At 72.3% G+C, this 22,435-nt stretch carries 12 protein-coding genes; 10 read left to right on the forward strand and 2 right to left on the reverse strand.

What is annotated here, in order from left to right; all coding sequences use genetic code 11:
- Positions 1-19 precede the first annotated feature (19 nt).
- Positions 20-1,720, reverse strand: coding sequence for a hypothetical protein (locus G406_RS0131155; RefSeq protein ID WP_028936834.1), 1,701 nt, complete (start codon positions 1,718-1,720; stop codon positions 20-22).
- 117 nt (positions 1,721-1,837) lie between these two features.
- On the opposite strand from G406_RS0131155, the gene G406_RS0131160 reads away from it, so the two are divergent.
- The 8 genes from G406_RS0131160 (at position 1,838) to G406_RS0131200 (ending at position 14,783) form a co-directional block, all read left to right on the forward strand.
- Positions 1,838-2,032 carry a hypothetical protein gene (locus tag G406_RS0131160; protein ID WP_028936835.1) on the forward strand — a complete coding sequence of 65 codons (195 nt, stop codon included), beginning with the start codon at positions 1,838-1,840 and terminating at the stop codon, positions 2,030-2,032.
- Positions 2,033-2,139: 107 nt separating this feature from the next.
- Complete coding sequence (locus G406_RS0131165) at positions 2,140-2,334, forward strand: hypothetical protein (protein WP_156935249.1); 195 nt, start codon at positions 2,140-2,142, stop codon at positions 2,332-2,334.
- Positions 2,335-2,426: 92 nt separating this feature from the next.
- A complete protein-coding gene (locus G406_RS0131170) occupies positions 2,427-4,523 on the forward strand; it encodes a molybdopterin oxidoreductase family protein (protein ID WP_245607277.1) in 2,097 nt (698 codons plus the stop codon).
- A 226-nt stretch (positions 4,524-4,749) separates the two neighbouring features.
- Entirely contained in the window at positions 4,750-6,228 is a 1,479-nt protein-coding gene (locus tag G406_RS51005) for an FAD-dependent oxidoreductase (protein WP_051342933.1), read from the forward strand.
- The gene (gene nirB, locus G406_RS51010; protein WP_084216497.1) at positions 6,225-8,780 is read left to right on the forward strand and encodes a nitrite reductase large subunit NirB; all 2,556 of its coding nucleotides are present in this window, start codon (positions 6,225-6,227) and stop codon (positions 8,778-8,780) included. Before G406_RS51005 ends, nirB begins: the two co-directional genes overlap by 4 nt.
- A complete protein-coding gene (gene nirD, locus G406_RS0131190; protein WP_211241327.1) occupies positions 8,777-9,166 on the forward strand; it encodes a nitrite reductase small subunit NirD in 390 nt (129 codons plus the stop codon). Before nirB ends, nirD begins: the two co-directional genes overlap by 4 nt.
- A complete protein-coding gene (locus tag G406_RS0131195) occupies positions 9,163-10,326 on the forward strand; it encodes a uroporphyrinogen-III synthase (RefSeq protein ID WP_028936839.1) in 1,164 nt (387 codons plus the stop codon). The genes nirD and G406_RS0131195 overlap by 4 nt, the downstream gene beginning before the upstream one ends.
- Before the next feature lie 629 nt (positions 10,327-10,955).
- The gene (locus G406_RS0131200) at positions 10,956-14,783 is read left to right on the forward strand and encodes a hypothetical protein (RefSeq protein WP_028936840.1); all 3,828 of its coding nucleotides are present in this window, start codon (positions 10,956-10,958) and stop codon (positions 14,781-14,783) included.
- 73 nt (positions 14,784-14,856) lie between these two features.
- Here G406_RS0131200 and G406_RS0131205 read toward each other — a convergent pair whose 3' ends face one another.
- Positions 14,857-15,132, reverse strand: a complete 276-nt coding sequence (locus tag G406_RS0131205) for an MGMT family protein (protein WP_028936841.1) — start codon at positions 15,130-15,132, stop codon at positions 14,857-14,859.
- Positions 15,133-15,210: 78 nt separating this feature from the next.
- Between G406_RS0131205 and G406_RS59125 the strand changes: the two genes are divergently transcribed.
- Both G406_RS59125 and G406_RS0131215 read left to right on the forward strand, forming a co-directional pair.
- Positions 15,211-18,981 (forward strand): ATP-dependent helicase, encoded by a 3,771-nt coding sequence (locus G406_RS59125; RefSeq protein ID WP_051342934.1) that lies wholly within the window; start codon positions 15,211-15,213, stop codon positions 18,979-18,981.
- Positions 18,978-22,355: an ATP-dependent helicase gene (locus G406_RS0131215; protein ID WP_245607278.1), complete on the forward strand. Its 3,378-nt coding sequence runs from the start codon at positions 18,978-18,980 to the stop codon at positions 22,353-22,355. Before G406_RS59125 ends, G406_RS0131215 begins: the two co-directional genes overlap by 4 nt.
- Positions 22,356-22,435 lie beyond the last annotated feature (80 nt).

Raw genomic sequence — 22,435 nt, forward strand, 5'->3', positions numbered from 1 at the left:
ACCACTCGCCACTCACGGGTTACAGGGCGTCGATGCTGTCGATCGAGGCCAGGATGTGCGGCGCGAAGCCTTCCGAGCGGGTGTGCGCGAGGCTGACCCGCAGCAGCTCGTAGGGCTGCAGCCGGCGCTCCGCCCGCAGCCGTTCGATGATCTTCCAGCGGAACGTCTCGAGTTTGCCGCCGATCGGGGTGTCGTCCCAGCGCTTGTTGAACCGGGGAAGCACCAGGTTCTGGAACGCCCCGGGGTGATAGCGCTCCTCGTGGATCGAGTAGACGCGCAGCGTGCGCAGGAGGCTGCCGTCGACGTCCTCCACCTCGACCTTCGTGCGCAGGTTACGGCCGCTGAAGCTGCGCTGGTGGTCGTCGGTGGCGCGGTCCTGCTGGCAGAAGTCCCGCACCGAGCGGGAGTTGCCCGCCGCGCTCGCGGTGAGCTTGGGGTTGTCCGCGACCAGGATCCAGTCGAGCGCCGCGACGGACGCGACGCGCAGGTCGATCGCGTACTCACCCTGGTTCGGTGCCCAGGCCATCGTCGGGTCCGGTTCGTCGGACCACATCATGATCCGCTGGGTGAACACGGTGTGCTGGTCGTCCAGGCCGCGTTCGCGCCAGATCCGGCTGCGCCGCTCCAAGGCGTCCAGGCTGGCCCGTGCGCTGCCGGGCAGCGTGGACACCGCGCTGAGCACCTCGTCCAGCCAGCTGAAGTCCGGGATCACGATCATGACGTCGACGTTGGTCGCCGCCGGCCCGCCCCGGACGCTGAAGTACCGGCCGTAGTTCATCGAGCCGCCCAGGATGCACGAGGTCGGTAGATCCCCGAGCACGCCGCGCAGCTGGTTCAGGTCGTGGTAGCGGCGTGCCGTCTCCACGAGCGTCTCGAACGGGCGCGGCCTGCGCCGTCCCTCGCTCGACCCCGGCCCCGGTGTGTACTGGACGAACCGGTCGAACCGGGTGTCGGTGTAGAGCTGGGTGAACAGCGCCGGCGTGATCTTGTCGGCGTGCTCGGCGTTGCCCAGGATGCTCAGGCCGTGCAGGATCAGCTCCTGCTCCCGGCCCTGGTAGTTCGACGAGATGCGCCCGAGTGCCTTGGCGAAGAAGCCCGGCAGGTCGTCCGGCATCAACCGGCCGTGGTGGTCCGTGGCGATGTCCACGCACTGCCGGTACACGCCCTCGACGAGGTCCCAGTCGGCGTTGGCGTGCGCGGTGCGCAGCAGGCTCGCCACGTGCTGCTCGCCGCTGAACACCTGGATTCGCGGCTTGTGCTCCGCGACCGGCTCCGGGCGGCGGATCGCGCCGGGCCGCTCACCGTGCTGACGGCTGAGCAGACCCAGGATCTCGGTCGCGATCTGGTCGATGAGCTCCGGTTCGTAGCTGCGGCGGAACCGCTCGACGCTCACCCCCTGCGCGCTCGCCGCGGACCGGCGTCGGTCCGCGGCCTTGGCCATCTTCATGCCGGTTCGCAGGCCGAACGTGCGCGCCGCCGGGTCGATCTCGGGACTCTCGCCCAGCCGCCCGACCGCCTCGCGCAGCAAGGCCTCGATCGCCAGGTCCGGCGGGACGTCCGCGTTCTGGTGACCGAGTGCGGCGGCCGCGCCCAGGAGGGCGGGGACTTCGAGCGTGCGGGTTCGGGGCACACCGTTCAGACGAACGAGGCGCAGGTCAGCACACAGATCCGCGTGTTGCGGCTGGGCGCCGTTGCCGTGTGTGCCGTTCGGTGCCCCCATGACCTGATGTTGCCTCAACCGGGACCAGCCTTCAACCGCTGGTCACCAGCCTTCGACCAGGTATGACCAACCTGTGACCAGCTTTTCCGGCTGGAATGGGACCCGGAGGTGGTTCCCATGGCACTGATCATCCTGGCCTTGGCCGCCGGCGCGATCCTGCTGCTCGGCTTCGCGGCCGGCACCCGGTTCTCCGAGATCAACCTGGAGCGCCGGGAGCGCGAGCTGGCACGCCAGCGTCGTGAGCTCACCGAGGCCGCTCGGGACGCCGCACGGCGCGCGCGTCGGGAGGACAGACCGACGGTGGGCGTCTGACGGCGGCCGTCCGGCCGAGCGAAAAGATTGGAGTCTTGAAGTATTGTTGAACGATAAGATATGGTCTATGTCACCACGCTGACAGCCGACGAGGAGGGGTGGTCCTCATGGCATTGACGATCCTGCTGGTGGTGGCGGGGGTGATCCTGGTGGTGGGGTTCGTGATCGGGGTGCGGTTCTCCGAGGTCAACCTGGAGCGCAGGGAGCGCGAGCTGGCGAGGCGTCGCCGGGAGCTGACCGAGGCGTCGCGCCGGGCCCGCGAGCCGCAATCCGGTGAGAACGGTCCCCGGACTCCGACCTGACGGGACGGGGGCGCTCACTGTGAGCGCCCCCGTGCACGTACGCAACAGCGTCGCAACATGTCGGTCATGCGAGGCGCCCAGGATGGGCGACCATGGCCGCCCCGACGATGATTCCGCTCCACCAGACGCGTGCCGCCGCCACGCACTGCCCCTACTGCGCGTTGCAGTGCGGCATGTCGGTGACCGCGCCGACCCCGGGTGCAGGTGGTCCGGCGATCGTCGATCCGCGCCAGTTCCCCACGAACCGGGGCGGGCTGTGCCAGAAGGGCTGGTCGGCCGGCGCACTGCTGGATCATCCGGAGCGGCTCACGACCCCGCTGCTGCACGGCACACCGGTCGACTGGGACCGGGCGCTCGAGTACGTCGTCGACCGGCTGGCCGCACTGCGATCCGAGCACGGTCCGGACTCGGTGGCGGTGTTCGGCAGCGGCGGACTCACCAACGAGAAGGCCTACCTGCTCGGCAAGTTCGCCAGGGTTGCGCTCGGAACGTCGCAGATCGACTACAACGGCCGGTTCTGCATGTCCTCGGCGGCTGCGGCCGGCAACCGGGCGTTCGGCATGGACCGGGGTCTGCCGTTCCCGGTGACCGACCTCGACGACGCCGAGGTCGTCGTGCTGGCCGGCGCGAACGTGGCGGAGACCATGCCGCCGCTGCTGTCCCACCTGCGCGGCGCCCGCCAGGTGGTGATCGACCCCCGGTACAGCGCCACTGCCCGGCAGGCCGTCGAAGCGGGTGGCCTGCATCTGAGGCCCGCGCCCGGAACGGACCTGGCGCTGGCTCTGGGAATGCTGCACATCGCGGTCGCCGAGGGGTACCTGGACCACGACTACCTGGCGGCGCGCACGAGCGGGGTCGACGCGGCGTGGCGGGCGGCGGCACAGTGGTGGCCGGAGCGGGCCGAACGGGTCACCGGGGTGTCGGTCGCCGACCAGCGTGCGGTGGTCCGGATGCTCGCCTCGGCACGCAGGAGATACCTGCTGACGGCACGCGGCGTCGAACAGCACGCGCGGGGCGTCGACACCGTCACCGCCTGGATCAACCTGTCACTGGCGCTGGGCATGCCCGGTACGCGCGGTAGCGGCTTCGGCACGATCACCGGCCAGGGCAACGGCCAGGGTGGGCGCGAACACGGGCAGAAGGCCGACCAACTGCCCGGCTACCGGCGTATCGACGACCCGGACGCGCGCGCTCACGTGGCCGCCGTCTGGGGCGTCGATCCCGCGTCCCTGCCCGGGCCCGGACGCAGCGCGGTCGAGCTGCTCGATGCGCTGGGACGCGACGGCGGACCGAGGGCGATGCTCGTGTTCGGCTCGAACCCGGTGGTGTCCGCGCCGGACGCGCGCGCGGTGGCCGAGCGGCTGGAGTCACTGGATCTGCTGGTGGTAGCCGACCTGTTCGTCTCCGAGACCGCATCCATGGCCGACGTGGTGCTGCCCGTCGCGCAGTGGGCGGAGGAGGAAGGGACCATGACGAACCTCGAGGGCCGGGTACTGCGACGGCGCCGGGCCATGCCTCCGCCGCCCGGGGTGCGGACCGACCTCGACGTGCTGGCCGGGCTCGCCGACCGGCTGGGTACCGCGCCGCAGGGAGCGTTCCCGACCGATCCGGAGACGGTGTTCGACGAGCTGCGCGCGGCGTCGGCCGGTGGGCCCGCCGACTACAGCGGCATCAGCTACGCCAGGCTGGACGACGGCGACGAGCTGTACTGGCCCTGTCCGTCGACCGATCACCCGGGCACACCCCGGGTGTTCCTCGACCGCTTCGCCCATCCCGACGGCCTCGCGAGGCTCGTCGCGGTCGACCACTCGGGCCCGGCCGAAGACCTGGACCAGGACCATCCGCTGTGGGCGACGACCGGTCGGGTGCTCGCGCACTACCAGTCCGGCACCCAGACCCGGCGGGTCGACGAACTGGCCGCCACCGAGCCGGAGTCGTTCGTCGAGGTCCACCCGGACACCGCCGCGCGCGCCGGTCTCGCCGACGGAGCGTGGGCCAGGGTGATCTCCCGGCGCGGCGTGGCGGTGGCGGTCGTCCGGTACACGGCGGGAATCCGGCCGGACACGGTGTTCCTGCCGTTCCACTTCGCGGCCGGGCAGTCGGCGAACCTGCTGACCAATCCGGCGCTGGACCCGATCAGCCGCATGCCCGAGTTCAAGGTCAGCGCGGTCCGCCTCGAACCAGCCTGACCCCGGCCGAAAGTCGGTCAGCAGCTCGCCTTCGCAGAGCTTCGTGTGGTGTCGCAGACACTGCAGCATCTGCGATACGACACGACGCTGTGCGAGGCGACGCTGACCCAGCCATGCGTGCTGTTCGTCACGGATCACCGCAGGTAGATGAGCGGAGTGACCGGAGCGTAACGCTGGCGTCACGTGAGGGAGCACGGACGAAACGTGGGCTTCCTAGCGTGAGCCCGTGCCCCGCCACATAGTTGTCATCGGCCACGGGATGGTCGGTGCCCGGTTCGTGGAAGAGGTCCGTCGCCGTGATCCTGACGGCGATCGCGCCAGGATCACCGTGTTCGGTGCGGAGCGGCATCACGCCTACAACCGGGTGCTGCTGTCGACCGTGCTCGCCGGCGGACTGACCCCCGAGTCGATCCGGCTGCACGACACCGAATGGGCCCAGACCCATCGCGTCGAGCTGCGGACCGGCGTCGCGGTGACCGGGATCGACGTCTCGACCAGGAGCGTGCACCTCGGCGACGGCGCTGGTCATCGGTACGACGAGCTGGTGCTGGCCACCGGCAGTCGCGCCTGGGTGCCGCCGATCGACGGGCTGCTGACCGACGACGGCGCGCACGCCGAAGGGGTCGCGGTGTTCCGGGATCTCGACGACTGCGCCCACATCCTGCGCCTGGCCCGGCCGGGTAGCCGCGTCGCCGTACTCGGCGGGGGGCTGCTCGGCCTGGAAGCCGCGCGAGGGCTGGTCGGGCGGGGCGTGCGGGTGAGTGTTCTGCACCCGGTCGGGCACCTGATGGAACGTCAGCTCGACGCGGGCGCCGGGGCGGTCCTCGGCGCGACCATGGGCAGGCTCGGTGTGGACGTGCGGCTCGGTGTCATGGCCAAGCGGTGGACGCCGGAGGTCGGTCTGGAGTGCGACGACGGGTCGCTGCTGTCGGTCGACGCGGTCGTCGTGGCGGCGGGTGTGCGCGCTGAGACGTCGCTGGCAGCCGAAGCGGGCGTCGAGGTCGACGGCGGGATCGTCGTCGACGACCGGATGGGCACGTCGAACGACCGGGTGCACGCGATCGGTGACTGCGCGCGGCACCCGGGCACGGTGTCCGGGCTGGTACAGCCGGGATACGAGCAGGCCGCCGTCCTCGCCGATCTGCTGACCGGGACGGACCCGTCGGCCCGCTACCGGGGCACCCCGGTGGTGACCAGGTTGAAGGCCAAGGACATCGACCTGGCGGCCGTGGGTGACGCGCACGCCGAGGACGACGGCACGTCGGAGGTGCTGCGGCTCGAGGACCCGCATCGCGGCCGCTACGCGAAGATCGTGGTGCGCGACGACCGGCTGATCGGCGCGATCATGGTGGGTGTCCCGGACGCGGCGGCCTCGGCGATCCAGCTCCACGACAGTGGCGCACCCGTGCCGTCCGACCGGCTGGCACTGCTGCTCGGCCGGGCGCTGCCGTCCGAGGCAGGCGGCGCCATCCGGCCGGACTCGCCGGCGCGGCTGCCCTCGGCGGCGGTGATCTGCCGGTGCAACACGGTCAGCAAAGCCAAGTTGGTCGCCGCGTGGCGGGCCGGAGCGAAGGACGTCGACGCGCTCAGTCGCGTGACCAGGGCAGCCACCGGCTGCGGGAGCTGCCGGGACGCGGTGAGCGGGGTCTGCGACTGGCTCAATGCCGCCGAGCCCGGCGAACCGGAACAGGAGGGAGCGGCGTGAACAACCCGAGAACGCTGGTCATCGTCGGTCACGGCATGGTCGGGCACCGGCTCGTGGAGGCACTGCGCGCCCGCGACGACGCCGATACGTGGCGGATCGTCGTGTTCGGTGCGGAGACTCGCGCCGCCTACGACCGGGTCGCCCTGTCCAGCTACTTCGAAGGCGTCGGCGAGGACGAGCTGAGCCTCGTCGGCGACGACGTCCACGCCGACGAGCACGTGGACCTGCGGCTCGGCGAGCAGGTACTCGACATCGACATCGACGCCAGAACGGTGCGCAGCACCACGGGCACCACCCGGTACGACGCGCTGGTGCTGGCCACCGGCTCCACACCGTTCGTGCCGCCGGTGCCAGGGCGTGAGCTGGACGGCTGTTTCGTCTATCGCACGCTCGACGACCTGGATGCGATCAAGGCGGCGGCGTCGGCGGCGGTCGAGGCCGAAGGGCCCGGTCGTCGTTCCGGTGTGGTGATCGGTGGGGGGCTGCTCGGGTTGGAGGCCGCTCGGGCGCTGCGGCTGCTCGGACTGTCGCCGCACGTGGTGGAGATCGCGCCGAGGCTCATGCCCATCCAGGTCGACGAGGGCGGCGGCGCGCTGCTTCGGCGGCTGGTGTCCGAGCTCGGTGTGGCGGTGCGCTGCGGAACGTCGGTCCGGACGATCGAACGGGGACCGAGAGGGCTGGTGGCCACACTGTCCGACGGCGTCGAGCTGGACGCCGACGTCGTGGTGTTCTCGGCCGGCATCCGGCCGGCCGACGAACTGGCCAGGGCCGTCGGGCTGCCGATCGGCGAGCGCGGCGGTGTGCTGGTCAACGAGTACTGCCGCACGACCGACGACCGGATCTACGCGATCGGCGAGTGCGCCGCGCTGGGTTCGTCCGGCGGCCGCACCTACGGCCTGGTCGCTCCCGGCTACGCGATGGCCGAGGTGGTCGCCGACCGGCTCCTCGGCGGGAACGCCTCGATACAGGACAGCGACCTGGACATGTCCACCAAGCTGAAGCTGCTGGGTGTCGACGTCGCCAGCTTCGGCGACGCGCACGCGGCGAGCGAGGGCGCGTTGGAGGTCGTGCTCAACGACCCGGTCGCGGGTTCGTACCAGAAGCTCGTCGTGTCCGACGACGCGACGACGCTCCTCGGCGGGGTGCTGGTGGGCGATGCGTCCCGCTATGCCACGCTGCGCCCGCTCGTGGGGCAGCCGTTGCCGGCCGATCCGGTGGCGATGATCGCGCCCGGCGGTGTGGAGCTGGGCGCCGACGCACTGCCGGACAGTGCCCAGGTCTGCTCCTGCAACACGGTGACCAAGGGCGCGCTGCGGGCCGCGATCGCCGATGGCGCGCACGACGTGCCGGCGCTCAAGTCCTGCACCCGGGCGGGCACGAGCTGCGGCTCCTGCGTCCCGATGCTGAAGACGCTACTGGCGAAGGAAGGCGTCGAGGTGTCGACCGCGCTGTGCGAGCACTTCACGCACAGCCGCGCCGAGCTGTTCCAGATCGTGGCGAGCACCGGCATCCGGACGTTCTCCGAGCTCATCGCCGCGCGGGGGACCGGGCAGGGCTGCGACGTCTGCAAACCGGCGGTGGCGTCGATCCTGGCGTCGGTCGGGTCCGGGCACATCCATGACGGCGAGCAGGCATCCCTGCAGGACACCAACGACCACTTCCTGGCGAACCTGCAGCGCAACGGCACCTACAGCGTCGTGCCGCGCATCCCCGGCGGCGAGATCACGCCGGAGAAGCTCATCGTGATCGGTGAGGTGGCACGGGACTTCGCGCTCTACACGAAGATCACCGGCGGCCAGCGGATCGATCTGTTCGGCGCGCGGGTCGAACAGCTGCCGGCGATCTGGCGCAGGCTGGTCGATGCCGGGTTCGAATCCGGTCACGCGTACGGCAAGGCGCTGCGCACGGTCAAGTCGTGTGTGGGCACCGACTGGTGCCGCTACGGCGTGCAGGACTCGGTCAGCATGGCCATCGCGCTGGAGCTGCGGTACCGAGGCCTGCGCAGTCCGCACAAGCTCAAGTCGGGGGTGTCGGGCTGCGCGCGGGAGTGCGCTGAGGCACGGAGCAAGGACTTCGGGGTGATCGCCACCGACACCGGCTGGAACCTCTACGTCGGCGGCAACGGTGGCTTCACCCCCCGGCACGCCGAGCTGCTCGCGTCCGACCTGGACACCGAGACCCTGGTGCGCACCATCGACCGGTTCCTCATGTTCTACATCCGGACCGCCGACCGGCTGCAGCGCACCGCGCCCTGGGTGGAGTCGCTGGGCCTCGACCACCTGCGTGAGGTGATCATGGACGACAAGCTGGGCATCTGCGCCGAGCTGGACGCCGCGATGCGGCGACACGTGGCGAGCTACGCCGACGAGTGGCGCGGTGTGCTGGAGGACCCGGAGAAGCTGGCCAGGTTCACCTCGTTCGTGAACGCGCCGGACACCCCCGATCCCAGCATCGAGTTCGTCGACCGCAGAGGGCAACGGGTGCCCGTCGGATACGACCGGGGCAGCCAGCCGGTGCTGATCGCCGGGCCGGACCTGGAGGTGGCGCGATGACCCGGACGTCGGAGCTGACCGGACCCGGATGGGTGGACGCGGCGAGCGCTCACTGGGAGACCGTCTGCCGGGTGGAACGGCTGCAACCGGGACGCGGTGTCGCCGCCCTGCTCGGTGACCGTCAGGTGGCGTTGTTCCGGCTGGACTCCCGCACCGAGGCCGGGGCTGAGATAGTCGCCATAGACAACGTGGATCCGATCAGTGGCGCCTCCGTGCTGTCCCGGGGCATCGTGGGAGACCGGGGCGGCGAGCCGGTCGTCGCGTCGCCGATCTACAAGCAAGCGTTCAGCCTGGTCACCGGCCGGTGCATGGACGAGCAGGGCCAGGAGGTCATGGTGTACCAGGTGCGGGTCGTGGACGGCTGGGTTCAGGTCGAGCTGCCATGACATCGGGGGTTCCCTCGCTGGCCGGGTTCACGGTCGGTGTCACAGCGGCCCGGCGGGCCGAGGAGCTGTGCGCACTGCTGGAACGGCGAGGCGCGACTGTCGTGCACGCGGCCGCGCTGCGTATCGTGCCGCTGCCGGACGACGCCGAGCTGGAAGCGGCCACGCGGTCGCTCGTGGCCCGCCCGCCGGACCTCGCGGTCGCCACCACCGGTATCGGCTTCCGCGGCTGGATCGAGGCGGCCGACGGCTGGGGCGTGGGGGAGGAACTGCTGGCCGCGCTCCGTCCGGCGACCGTGCTGTGCCGCGGCCCGAAGGCGCGAGGCGCGGTGCGCGCGGCCGGTCTGATCGACGCCTGGTCGCCGCCGTCCGAGTCGTCGGCGGAAGTGCTGGAACACCTACTGGACATGGGTGTGGACGGCAAACGGATCGCGGTGCAGCTGCACGGCGAGCCGCTGCCCGACGTGGTCGAGGCGCTGCGTTGCGCGGGCGCTGAGGTGGTCGAGGTCCCGGTGTACCGCTGGGTTCCGCCTGCCGACATCGCGCCGCTGGACCGGTTGATCGAGTCGGTGCTGCACGGGGGAGTGGACGCGCTGACGTTCACCAGCGCGCCCGCCGCGGCGAGCATGCTGGCGAGGGCGACCGAGCTGGGTTGCGTCGACGAGCTGGTGACGGCGTTGCGCGGACCGGTGCTGGTCGTGTGCGTCGGACCGGTGACGGCGGCGCCGCTCCAGGCGCGCGACATCCCGACCGCCCAGCCGGAGCGGTCACGGCTGGGCGCGATGGTGCGGACGCTGGAGGCCGAGGCACCGAGGCTGGCGCGTTCGTACCCGGTCGCCGGGCACCGGCTGGAGCTGCGCGGACACGCCGCGCTCGTGAACGGGGAGCTGCGCACGGTCCCGCCGGCGGGTATGGCTCTCCTGCGTGCGCTGGCCCGCCGTCCCGGTCGGGTGGTCACCAGGGCCGAGCTGCTGCGCTGGCTGCCCGGCGGCGGCGACGACGAACACGCCGTGGAGACCGCGATGGCCCGCCTCAGGTCGGCGCTGGGCGAGGCGAAGCTCGTGCAGACGGTCGTGAAACGCGGCTATCGCCTGGCACTGGACCCCGGCGCCGCCCCCGCCGGCGGTCACTGCCTCTCCGGGGACAACCGCCTGTACGGCTAGTCCCGGCCCCTCTGGCGCCGAGCCGCCACCCGCCTCGCAGACCCAGCTGTCGCGTCGCAGACGCTGCAGCGTCTGCGACGCGACCCGAACCTCTGCGAGGAGCCACGGATGTGGCGGGTGGGGTGAGCGTGGGGTCTTCGCGAACTGTTGAGAACTCTTCCATCGTCCGGAATATCCAGACATCGAGTGGACTGAATTTGTAAAAGCAGTGTGAGGATCGCAGTCCATCGGCACTCGAACGGCGGCGGGGCCGGGCGCTGTCGAACCGGCCGGAGCGTCCACACTTTTCTTAGCTCTAACGTAACGTTCGGTCCGGCCGCGTGATCGATTCCCGCAGACTGGGGCTAGGAGCATCTGCTAGCTAGATATATCGAACATTGCAGGTCATTGCCTATGTGCTGGGAAGACGTGGTCAGCGGTGTGGCAGACTCGGCTGGGTCGGAGCACGTTATGGCAAAGGTCTCGGGTTCACTCGTTCGGGGTGTAACAGATGGGACTGTCCTGGCGGTACTTCATATGGCAAACACGTGTTGTCTCGCGTACGGTTGCAGACACCCGTGGTGAATTGAGTGCACTGAGATGCTGGAGTCCCGGTGCACCGGACACTGATTGGTGAGGGCTGAGGGGCCATGAGTAGCTCGGATCAGGTGTGCGCACTGCCCGGTTGTTCCAACCTGATCGAGGAGATCCCCGGCCGGCCGGTCCGCCGGTACTGCTGCTCGGACCACCGCACCGAAGCCAGGAAGATCCGGCTCGGCCAAGCACGTCGCGACTCCGAGGCCATGGCCGGCTGGGTCGCGGCCGAGTCGCCGGAGCCTGCCGAGCCGGTCGCTCCCGCCGAGTTCGTGCCCACCGACTTCGTGCCCACCGACTTCGTGCGAGGCGGCAACGCCGCCGAGGTCACCGGCCCCGTGCGGTCGCCGTACCAGCGCCCGGAGCCGGGCGAGGCGGCCGCGGTGTTCGAGCCACTGCCCGAGGCCAACTACGCGGAACGCCGGCCTTCGGAGTCCTACTCGCCGCTGCCGTCAGAGCCCCCTCTCTCCGACGGATGGGCCGCCGACGCCGGCCCGACCGACTCCTACCGGCGCCTGGTGCCGGACCCGCGCAGCGTGCGCCGCTCCCGCAAGCGTTCGGGCAAGGCCCGGATCAGCGAGGCGTTGCTGGGTGGCGCCCACAACGAGGCGCCGGCGCGGCCGGTGCGCCCGCAGCTACCCGACTGGCGTCAGCCGCCGGTGACCACGTTCGACGAAGGCCCCGCCGGTTCCGAGTCGTGGTGGCCGACCTTCTCCGCGCCGCCGCCGACGGATGTCGCGGCCGCGAAGACCCGTCGCAAGCGCAAGGAGGCCGCGCAGCTGGCCCGGCGCAGGGCGGTCGCCGTCCTCGGGGCGTTCGGCATCCTGGCCGGCGGCGGTGGCTTCGTCGCCACCACCAGCGGAAACGGCCAGCCGATCGCGGCGCAGCCGCTCCAGCAGAACCAGCCCGGTCTGGGTGCCGCGCCGAAGGTCGACCTCGTCGCATGGGCGACCCAGGCGCGCGAGGCGTTGAGCTCGGTCAACCAGCAGCTCGATCTGATCGCCAAGACCGAACAGATGTGGGCGCAGGACCCCATGTCGACGACGTTCGGCAACACACTGGAGCCGCTGCGCGCGCTTGCCGCCCGCAAGGACGCCCTCCAGCAGCAGAAGGCGGAGCTGCAGACGCAGCTCGACCGCTACCAGAAGCTCAACCAGGCCAGCAGCGACCTCGCGGCCGCACAGCAGCAGCTCGCCGCGCTCGACAGCCAGCTGCAGTCGGTCCCGCCGAGCACGGACCCCGCGCAGCAGTCGAGCCGGGCCCAGCTGGTCCAGCAGTGGCAGGCGGCGGTGAGCCACCGTGATGCCAAGCAGCAGGAACTCGCGGCGCTGCAGCCCACGGTCGACACCGCGGTGTCCGCGCCACTGCCGGCCGACGCCCCGGACCGGACCACCTCGGTCGTGCAGTCCGTGGTCGGTCTCACCGAGAGCCATGACCCGGCAGCGGCCCAGGGCGGCGCCCCCGGCCAGGCTCCCGACGCGGGATCCGCTCCGCTCGCACAGGGCGCGCCGCAGGCAACGGACCAGACAGGCGGCCAGGTGCTGGCTCAGGCACCGAGCCAGGCGGTGAGCGACGTCGGCGGCGCGGTCGGCAACACCGCGTCGCAGGTGGCCGACACCGGCGGTGGCGTCGTGCAGCAGGCCGGTGGCGCGGTCCAGGACGTCGGCGGTGCCGTCGACGACACCGCGGGCAGCGTCGGTGGCGCGGTGCAGGACGTCGGGGGCTCACTCGGCGGCGCGGACGACGCCGAGCAGGACACGACCGTCCCGGCCCAGGAGACCGAGCCGTCCGATGTCGTGCCCGGCGAGCAGGTCGGCGTGACCCCGCCCGGGCAGACGGTCACTCCGCCTGGACAGGTCGTGACTCCGCCTGGGCAGGTCGTGACTCCGCCTGGGCAGGTCGTGACTCCGCCTGGGCAGACCGAGGTCCCCGACCAGCCCCAGGCGCCCACGGACGAGCAGACGCAGGCTGTCATGTCGTGGCTGGCGAACTTCGCCCAGCACGGCATCACGGACGCGCTGGCGCCCGGCGCAACCGGGGGTGCCGTCGGGCAGGCCATCAGCACCGCGGTCGGTCAGGCGCTGCAGAACGCGAACACGTCGGCTCCCACCCAGGTTCAGCAGGCCGCGGCGACCACGACGGCCCCGCAGTCCGCCAAGCAGGTCCAGCAGGCTGTCGACCAGGTCATCGGGAAGGCGCTGCAGGCCGCTGACCAGGCCAGCGGTCAGGCGCCCACTCAGGTCGCGGGGCAGATTCAGCAGGCCGTTCAGAGCGCCACTCAGCAGGCGCTGCAGGCCGCGAAGCAGTCCGGCGGGCCGGCGTCGAGCCAGCTCGCCGGTCAAATCCAGCAGGCCGTCGACAAGGCCATCGGGCAGGCGCTGGACGCCGCCGACAAGCCTGCCAACCAGGTCTCCGGTCCGGTCGCTGCCACGACCGCCGGCCAGACCGCCACCCAGCTCGCCTCGCAGATTCGGCAGACCGTCGACTCGATGACCGGTGAGGCGTTGCGGAAGGCAGGGGCGGCGTCCGCCCAGGCGCCCGCTGAGCTGGCCGGTCAGATCACTCGGGCTGTCGGCGAAGCGACCGGCAAGGCGTTGTCCGGCGCCGTGCCGGGGCAGGTCGCCGCTCAGGTGCAGCAGGCCGTGAGCACGGCCGGCGGCAAGCTCGACGCCGATCTGTCCGGCCAGATCCAGCGCGCCGTGGACACGGCCACCGATCAGGCCCTCGCGTCCGCCGACAAGGCGGGACAGCAGACCGCCACCGATCTCGCCGCGCGGGTCGAGCAGGCGGTGGGGAAGGCGACCAGCCAGATTCAGCGGGCCGCGCAGCAGACGGGCGGCCAGGTGCCCGACGGTCTGGCCGGCCGCATCCAGCAGGCCGTGCAGAACGCGACGGACCAGGCACAGCAGGCGGCGGGCAGCGGACAGAGCGCGCAGAAGGTCCAGCAGGCCGTGCACAAGGCCGTCGGCACCGCGCTCTCCACCGCACGCGTCGCGGGCGAGCAGGCCTCGTCGCACGCAGTGCAGCAGGTCGCGCAGCAGGCCCAGCAAGCGGTGCGGGACGCGGGCAACACGCCAGGGGTCGAGCTCGCCGGTCACATCGAGCAGATCGCGCAGAAGTCGGTCGGCCAGGCTCAGCAGAACGCGGACAAGGCGGTCAGCCAGGCCAAGCAGAGCGCGGACCGGGCGGTCAGCCAGGCGGCCAAGGACACGAAGCAGCTGGTGACGCAGGCCAGGCAGACGGCCGACAAGGCAGTGACCTCGGCAGGCAAGGCAGCGGACAAGGCGGTGTCCGACGCGAACAAGGCGGTGGCGGCCGCGAACAAGACCGCGTCGGAGGCGGGCAAGGGCGCGGCGCAGACGGCGCGTCGTGGCGCGGCCGACAGCGCCTCGGCCGCGCAGTCGTTCGGGAAGGCCGTACGGTCCGCCGCGGCGAAGGCCGGCTCAACCGAGCGCTCCAGCACCTCGACCAGGTCCGAGGCGAAGCCGAAGTCCGAGAAGAAGTCCTCGGACGGAAACGGGTCGGTCGTGAACAGCGTGAAGACCAACAAGTACCGCTCCTCCAGCGACTCGGGCAGCCGAGCGTCCGCGGGAAGGGGCAAGAGCTACGGCAGTTCCTCGAACGAGTCCACGTCGTCTCGTCGGAGCAGCTCGTCCAGCCGCGGCTCGTCGAGCGACAGCTCGAGCGGCAGCAGCCACAAGAGCAGTAGCGGCAGTAGCCACAAGAGCAGCAGCGGTGGCAGCCACAAGAGCAGCAGCGGTGGCAGCCACAAGAGCAGCAGCGGTGGCAGCCACAAGAGCAGCAGCGGTGGCAGCCACAAGAGCAGCGGCGGCGGTAGCAAGGGTGGCGGCCACGGTGGCGGCGGCGGGGGCAAGGGCAAGTAGACAGCGAGTCACAGACCGTCGGTACCCGCACAGAGGGCCCAGACTCTGTGCGGGTACCGACGGTCTGTGCGGGTTACCGGGAGTCGCGGCGGACCCGGCCGTTGACCACGTCGACGCCCTCCGCGCGTAGCCGCGCGGACTGTTCCTCGACCAGGTGCGGCGCGAAGCTGCCGTCAGCCCGGTGTACGCGGTGCCACGGCAGGTCCTGGCCGTCCTCGGACAGCAGCCGTCCCACCTGCCGCGCCGAGGGCAGGCCCGCCCGCGCGGCGACCTCGCCGTAGCTGAGCGTGGTCCCCGGCGGGATCGCCAGGATGAGTTCACGTACCCGGTCGGCGGTCTGTTCGTCCACAGCGGCATTCTCCCCCGCGCGCGGATCCGCGTCAGCCATCCGGGGTTGCCGCCGAGGCTGTCGCCGGGTCGTGGTTCCATGCCGGACGTGACCCGTCCACTGCTGGTCCGAGCGCCCACCCCGGTCCGAGGGGAACCACGCTGGGACGACTCCGCGCGCGCGGTGCTGAGGCACGAGTCGGGTCTGCTGCGGGTACTCGGTGGCCCGGGTACCGGGAAGACGTCGTTGCTGGTGGAGTCGGTGCGCAGGCGCATCATGGCGGGCGCCGACCCGGAGCGGCTGTTGGTACTGGTCGGCAGCCGCAGGGCTGGTGTCGAGCTGCGGGAGCGCATCGGTGCTCTGGTCAGTGCGGATCGTGCCGCGCAGGGCAGCGACGCCGGTTTCGGGACGATCCGCGAGCCGCTCGTGCGCACCGTGCACTCGTACGCGTTCGGGCTGCTGCGGTTGCACGCGGCGCGGATCGGCGATCCGCCGCCCCGGCTGCTCGCCGGTCCGGAGCAGGACGCCGTGGTCCGGGAGCTGCTGGCCGGTGAGGCGGCGGGTGATGTGCCGGGCTCGGGGTGGCCGGAGCGGTTGCTGCCCGCGTTGGACGTCCCCGGGTTCGCCGCCGAGCTGCGTGAGCTGCTGTTGCGTGCCGCCGAACGTGGGCTCGGCCCGTACGAGCTCGCCGAGCTCGGTGCCCGGCTGGACATGCCGGAGTGGGTCGCGGCCGGCCGGTTCTTCCTCACCTACGAGCAGGTGAACCTGCTGCGTGGCGCGGCGGGTATCGAGTCGGCGAGGGCCGCCGCGCCCGCGCTGGACGCCGCCGAGCTGGTCGCCACGGCGCTCGACGTGCTGACCACGGACCCCGAGCTGCTGGCGGCGGAGCGTGAACGGGTCCGGCACCTGTTCACCGACGACGCGCAGGACCTCGATCCGCAGCAGATGCAGCTGGTGACCCTGCTCGGCTCGACGGCGCGGACGTTCGTGCTCGCCGGTGACCCCGATCAGGCCGTGCTCGGCTTTCGCGGCGCGGACCCGAGCGCGCTGCGCGACGCCGACCCCGGCGGCGACCGGACCGTCGTGCTCACCTCGGACCATCGGGCCGCGCCCGCGTTGTGCCGGGCGACGGCACGGCTCGCGGCACGGTTGCCGGGTGCGGGTCCGGCGAGGGCCCGGACGTCGGTCGTGGACAGCGCGGTGGGTGAGGGCACGGTGTCGGTCGAGGTGTTCGCCTCCTCGGCGCAGGAGGCGGGTTGGGTCGCGGACCGGCTGCGGCGCGCGCACCTGAGCGACGGTGTGCCGTGGTCGGAGATGGCGGTGCTGGTGCGGTCGACGACGCGTTCGCTGCCCGCGTTGCGCCGCGCGATGCTGGCGGCGGGTGTCCCGATGGCGGTTCCCGGCGACCAGCTCCCGTTGGGCCGCCAACCCGCGGTGGTGCCCCTGCTGCTCCTCCTGCGCGCGGCCGCCGACCCCGAAGATCTGGACGCCGACGCCGCGCTGGCCCTCCTGAGCTCCCCCCTAGGGGCGGCGGACCCCCTGAGGCTGCGCCGCCTGAGAAGGGGCCTCCTGCGCCTGCACGCGGCGGCAACCCCCCCAACCACGACCACGACCACGACCGGACCGAAGCCGAGCGAGGACCCGGAAGACCCCGGCCCCCAGGAGCCACCCCCCGACGACCCGATGCCGGAGGACTGGGACCTGGACGACCCAGGCCCGGATGAGCCGGACCTGGAAGAGCCGCCCCCGGAGGGTGTGCTGAAACCCCCGACTCGGGGTGCTGAAACCCCCGACTCGCGGGGGGTTGACCCGGGCGAACAAGACCGGCCGATGGTGCCGACGTCGGAACCGGACCAGGGCGAAGCCGGCTCCGCGAGTCTCCGAAGGAGTTCCGGCGAAGGCCGGCGCAGTGAATGTCCGCACCCAGAGTCGCCAACTAGTACGGCGGCTCCCCAGGTGAGCACAAGCGCGCGCCCGGGCGACGAAGGAGCCTTGTTTTCTGAGGGGGCCCCCGACCGCGAAGCGGAGGGGGTCCGCGAAGAAAACTCCGCGCGAAACAGGCCAGAAGATTCAGACACCCTCCTGGTCCAGGCGCTGCGCGACGGCGCGTACGGCAATCCCGACCCGCTGGCGGCGCTGCCGCCGAAGGACACGGCGGCGCTGCGCAAGGTCGCCGAGCTGCTGGGGCTGGCGCGGGCGGCGGACGAGCGTGGCGCGAGCGCCGAGGAGGTCCTCTGGCAGGTCTGGCAGGCCAGCGGCCTGGCGACCAAGTGGGCGGCGGCGAGCAGCTATCCGGGGCCGGTGGGGGCGCAGGCCGACCGGGATTTGGACGCGGTGGTGGCGTTGTTCGAGGCGGCCGCCCGCTACACCGACCGGATGCCGGGTGGTGGTGACATCGCCGGGTTCGTCCAGTACATCGCGGACCAGCGGATTCCGGGTGACAGTCTGGCGCCGAGGGCCCCGAAGGGTGAGTCGGTCGCGGTGCTGACCGCGCACGCCGCGCGCGGGAGGCAGTGGCGGGTCGTCGCGGTCGCGGCCGTGCAGGAGGGCAGCTGGCCCGACCCGAGGCTGCGCGGCACGTTGCTGGGTGTGGAGCGGCTGGTGGACGCGATGGCCGGCATCGGGCTGGATCCGACGTTCGACGGGCGGCCCGGTGAGGTGCTGCGTGACCAGCAGCTGTCCCGGGTGGCGCCGCTGCTGGCCGAGGAGCGCAGGCTGTTCTATCTGGCGTGCAGCAGGGCGAGCGAGCGGTTGTACGTGTCCGGCGTGCGGGGTGAGGACGAGCAGCCCTCGCGTTTCCTCGACGAGCTCGATCCGGAGCCGACGGACGCCGAACCGGATGCGCCCAGACCGGTGACGAAGCCGCCGAGGGCGCTGATCCTCGCGGAGCTGGTCGGTGAGCTGCGCAGGGCGGCGTGCACGCCGCCGGAGGACTCACCTCCGGGGCGCGCCGAGCGCGCCGCCCGGCAGTTGGCCAGGCTGGCGGCGGCCGGGGTTCGTGGCGCGCACCCCGACGACTGGTACGGCCTGGCCCCGACGTCGACGGACAAGCCGCTGCGGGACCCGGCGGAACCGGCGCCGGTGTCGCCCTCGGACCTCGAGAAGATCATGAAGTGCCCGCTGAAGTGGGTGCTGGAGCGGCACGGTGGCGACGACGGTGCCCTGCTGCCGTCGATCACCGGCTCGTTGGTGCACGCTCTCGTGCAGGCGACGGCGGGCGGCGCGACGACCGGCGAGGTGGACACCGCGCTGCGTGCCGCGTGGTCCTCGGTGGACGCGGGCGCGCCGTGGTTCGGTCGTCGTGAGCTGGACCGGGTGCGTGGCATGCTCACGGCTTTCCGGGGCTGGCTGGAGGAGAGCCGCCGGTCGGGGCTGTCCGAGGTCGAGGTGGAGAAGGGTCTGCAGCTGGCGCTGCCGGGTGGCGAGGACGGGCCCGATGTCCTGCTGCGGGGACGGGTGGACCGGCTGGAGGTCGACGCGGAGGGCCGGCCGGTGATCGTCGACGTCAAGACCGGGAAGACGGCGGTCAGCAAGCAGGACGCCGAGGCGCACCCGCAGCTCGCGGTGTACCAGCTGGCGGCGGTGCTCGGCGCGTTCCGGGACGTGCTGCGCGGGCCGGCGCCGGTCGAGCCGGGCGGCGCGCGCCTGCTGTTCCTGGCGGACCGGGGCGCGGACGGCCGGGCGAAGGAACGCATCCAGCCCGCGTTGACGCCGGAGGACATCACGACCTGGCGGCAGGAGCTGCACTCGGCGGCGAAGGAGACCGGGTCGGCGGCGTTCACCGCGCGGGAGAACTCGGACTGCGAGCGGTGCGGCGTGCGTACCAGCTGCCCGGTCACCGACGACGGTCGTCCGGTGACGAAACCGTGACGGCGACGACGAGCCCGGTGCGCCCGACACCGGCCGGGTGGTTGACGCCCGCTCGCCTGGCGCACGCGCTGGGGGTGCCGCCGCCGACCGAGGAGCAGGCCGCGGTGATCGCCGCTCCCGCCGAGCCCGCGCTCGTCGTGGCCGGTGCCGGCGCCGGCAAGACCGAGACGATGGCGGCCAGGGTGGTGTGGCTGGTGGCGACCGGCGCGGTGCTGCCGGAGCAGGTCCTCGGTCTCACGTTCACCCGCAAGGCGGCGCAGCAGCTGGCCGACCGGGTGCGGTCCCGGCTGCGCAGGCTCGCCGGGTCGCGCCTGCTGGACGATCTGGACCCGACCGGGGCGCGCAAGGCCGCGCTGGTCGGTGAGGCCGGTGACGTGACAGTGGCGACCTACCATGCGTACGCGGGTCGCCTGGTCGCCGAGCACGCACTGCGGTTGCCCGCCGAGCCGGGCGCCCGGCTGCTGTCCGAGACGGCGTCCTGGCAGCTCGCGCACCGGGTGGTCTCGACGTGGGCGGCCGACCTGGACATCGAACGGGTCCCGGCGACCGTCACCGGCTACCTGCTCGCGCTGGCCGGCGAGCTCGGTGAGCATCTGGTCGCTCCTGACCAGCTCAGGGAGCACGCCGAGGCGTTCGTCGGGCTGGTGGAGAACGCGCCGAGGGCGCCTCGGCAGCGGGCGGCGCTGGCACAGGACTTCCAGCGGATGGTGGACAACCAGCGGCTGCGCGTGGCGATGCTGCCGCTGGTGGAGGCGTTCACCGCGCGCAAGCGGGCCGAACGTGCCGTGGACTTCGCCGACCAGATGGCGATCGCGGCCCGGATCGCCGCGCAGCACCCCGACGTCGGCGCCGGCGAACGGGAGCGCTACCACGCGGTGCTGCTCGACGAGTACCAGGACACCGGGCATGCGCAGCGGATTCTGCTGCGTTCGCTGTTCCGGGCCGACGCGGCCGACGCGCAGCCGGTCGCGGTCACCGCGGTGGGTGACCCGTGCCAGTCCATCTACGGCTGGCGCGGCGCGAGCGCGGCGAACCTGCCCCGGTTCAGCACCGACTTCCCGAGGCTGTCGATCGGTGGTGACCCGCAGCCCGCGACGCGCTACGGGCTGCTGACCAGCTTCCGCAATCCCGCGGAGGTGCTGACCCTGGCGAACGCGGTGTCCGCCGAGCTGCGCGCCGGTGACGTCGAGGTCGACGAGCTGCGTCCCCGGGAGGACGCACCGGCCGGCTCGGTCCGTCTGGCGCTGTGTTCCGATGTGACGACAGAGGTCGCCTGGGTGGCCGACGCGGTGGCCGCGCGGTGGCACGCCGGTCTGGAGCTGGACACACTCCCGACGGCCGCGGTGCTGGTGCGTCGCAGGGCGGACATGGCGGCGATGGCGTCGGCGCTGCGTGCGCGGGACGTGCCGGTCGAGGTGGTCGGTCTGGGCGGTCTGCTGGCCGAGCCGGAGGTCCGGGACCTGGTCAGCGCGCTGCGACTGGTGTCGGATCCCCTGGCCGGCACTGCCGCGATCCGCCTGGTCACCGGAGCGCGGTGGCGGCTGGGCGCCGCCGACCTCGCCGCGCTGTGGGCCAGGGCCAAGGAGCTGGCCACCCCCCTGGAAGCGCCGGCGGCACCGGGCATGGAACGGGAGATCGCCAGAGCGCTGCCCGGTGAGCTGGCCGAGCAGGCCGGTCTGGTCGACGCGCTGGACGACCCCGGCGAGCCGGAGCGCTACTCCGAGGCCGGCTTCCGGCGGATTCGACGGCTGGCCGGCGAGCTGACGTACCTGCGGGGCAGAGCCGGTCACGGTGGCGCGGGTCTGCCCGACCTCGTCGCGGACACCGAGCGTGCGCTGCTGCTGGACACCGAGACCGCATCGCGGCCCGGCCCGGTCGGGCGGGCGCACCTGGATGCGTTCGCCGACGTCGTCGCCGACTTCGCGGCGGGCGCCGAGGTCCCGACCCTGCCGGCGCTGCTCGACTACCTGGCCACCGCGGAGCAGGCGGAGGACGGGCTGCGTCCCGGTGAGGTGGAGGTGGCGGCCGACCGGGTCCAGATTCTGACCGTGCATGCCGCGAAGGGCCTCGAATGGGAGGTCGTCGCGGTACCGCACCTGGTGAAGAAGGTGTTCCCGGGTGCGCCGAAGAGCGGTTCGTGGCTGACGAACCCCGCCGAGCTGCCGGTCGTGCTGCGCGGCGACGCGCCGGACCTGCCCGACCCCCGACTGCCAGCCGACGGTGACCGCAAGGAGGTCACCGACGCGCTGAAGGACCACAAGGACGCCCTGGAGCAGCGGCGGCTGTCCGAGGAACGCCGGCTGCTGTACGTGGCGATCACCAGGGCCGAGCGTGAGCTGCTGCTGTCCGGGCACTGGTGGGCGGCGAGCGGCGACACCCCGCGCGGCCCGTCGAGCTTCCTGGAGGAGCTGCACGAGATCGCCGGGCAGCACCCCGGCATGGTCGTCGAGCAGTGGGCGGACGAGCCGGAGGACGGCGAGCCGAACCCGGTCACGCTCCAGGCGCGCACCGAGCGGTGGCCGGTGGACCCGTTCGGTGCCCGCCACGACGCGGTGCACGCCGGTGCCGCGCTCGTCCGCGCGGCGCTGGCGAAGCTCCCGGCGACCGACCAGATGGAGCTGTTCTCCACCGAGGAGGAGCCTCCGGAACTCGACCCTGGCGAGGACCCCGACGACCCGGAGGGCTGGGCGGCGGACGTGACGGTGCTCCTGGCCGAACGGGCCAGGGCACAGGCGGCGCGCCCCGAGGTCGCGTTGCCGTCGGCGTTGTCGGTCAGCCAGCTGGTGGAGCTGGCCGCCGACCCCGAAGCGCTCGCGGCCCGGCTGCGCAGGCCGATGCCGTTCCCGCCGAACCCGCACACCCGTCGCGGCACCGCGTTCCACGCCTGGCTGGAGCAGCTGTTCGGGGTGACCCGGCTGCTGGACATCGACGAGCTGCCCGGCGCGGGTGACGAGGGCGCGGCGGCCGACCACGAGCTGGAGCAGCTGCGGACCGCGTTCCTGGCCTCGGAATGGGCGCAGCGGCGGCCGGTCGAGGTCGAGGTGCCGTTCGAGACACTGGTCGACGGAATCAGCGTGCGCGGCCGGATGGACGCGGTGTTCGCCGACCCCGACGGCGGCTGGACGGTCGTGGACTGGAAGACCGGAACGGTGCCCGACGAGGCCCGGGTGCCCGCGCTGTCGGTGCAGCTGGCGGCGTACCGGATGGCGTGGGCGGCGTTGGCCGACGTCCCGGTCGAGCGGGTGCGCGCGGCGTTCCACTACGTGCGGGCCGATGTCACCCTGCGTCCCGCCGACCTGCTGGACGCGTCCGGCCTGCGAGCCCTGTTGCGCAGCGTCCCGTCCCCGCTCACCGACCGGGGCGGTTTTTCTTGATCACCACCGTCTGAGGGCTGTTTCCGGGCCCGAAAACAGCCCTCAGACGGTGGTGATCAAGGTCTGGTGGTGAGCGGCGC

Origin of the sequence: Actinospineispora spinosispora DSM 44797, from assembly GCF_000429025.1 — a bacterium.
GTDB lineage: Bacteria > Actinomycetota > Actinomycetes > Mycobacteriales > Pseudonocardiaceae > Pseudonocardia > Pseudonocardia spinosispora.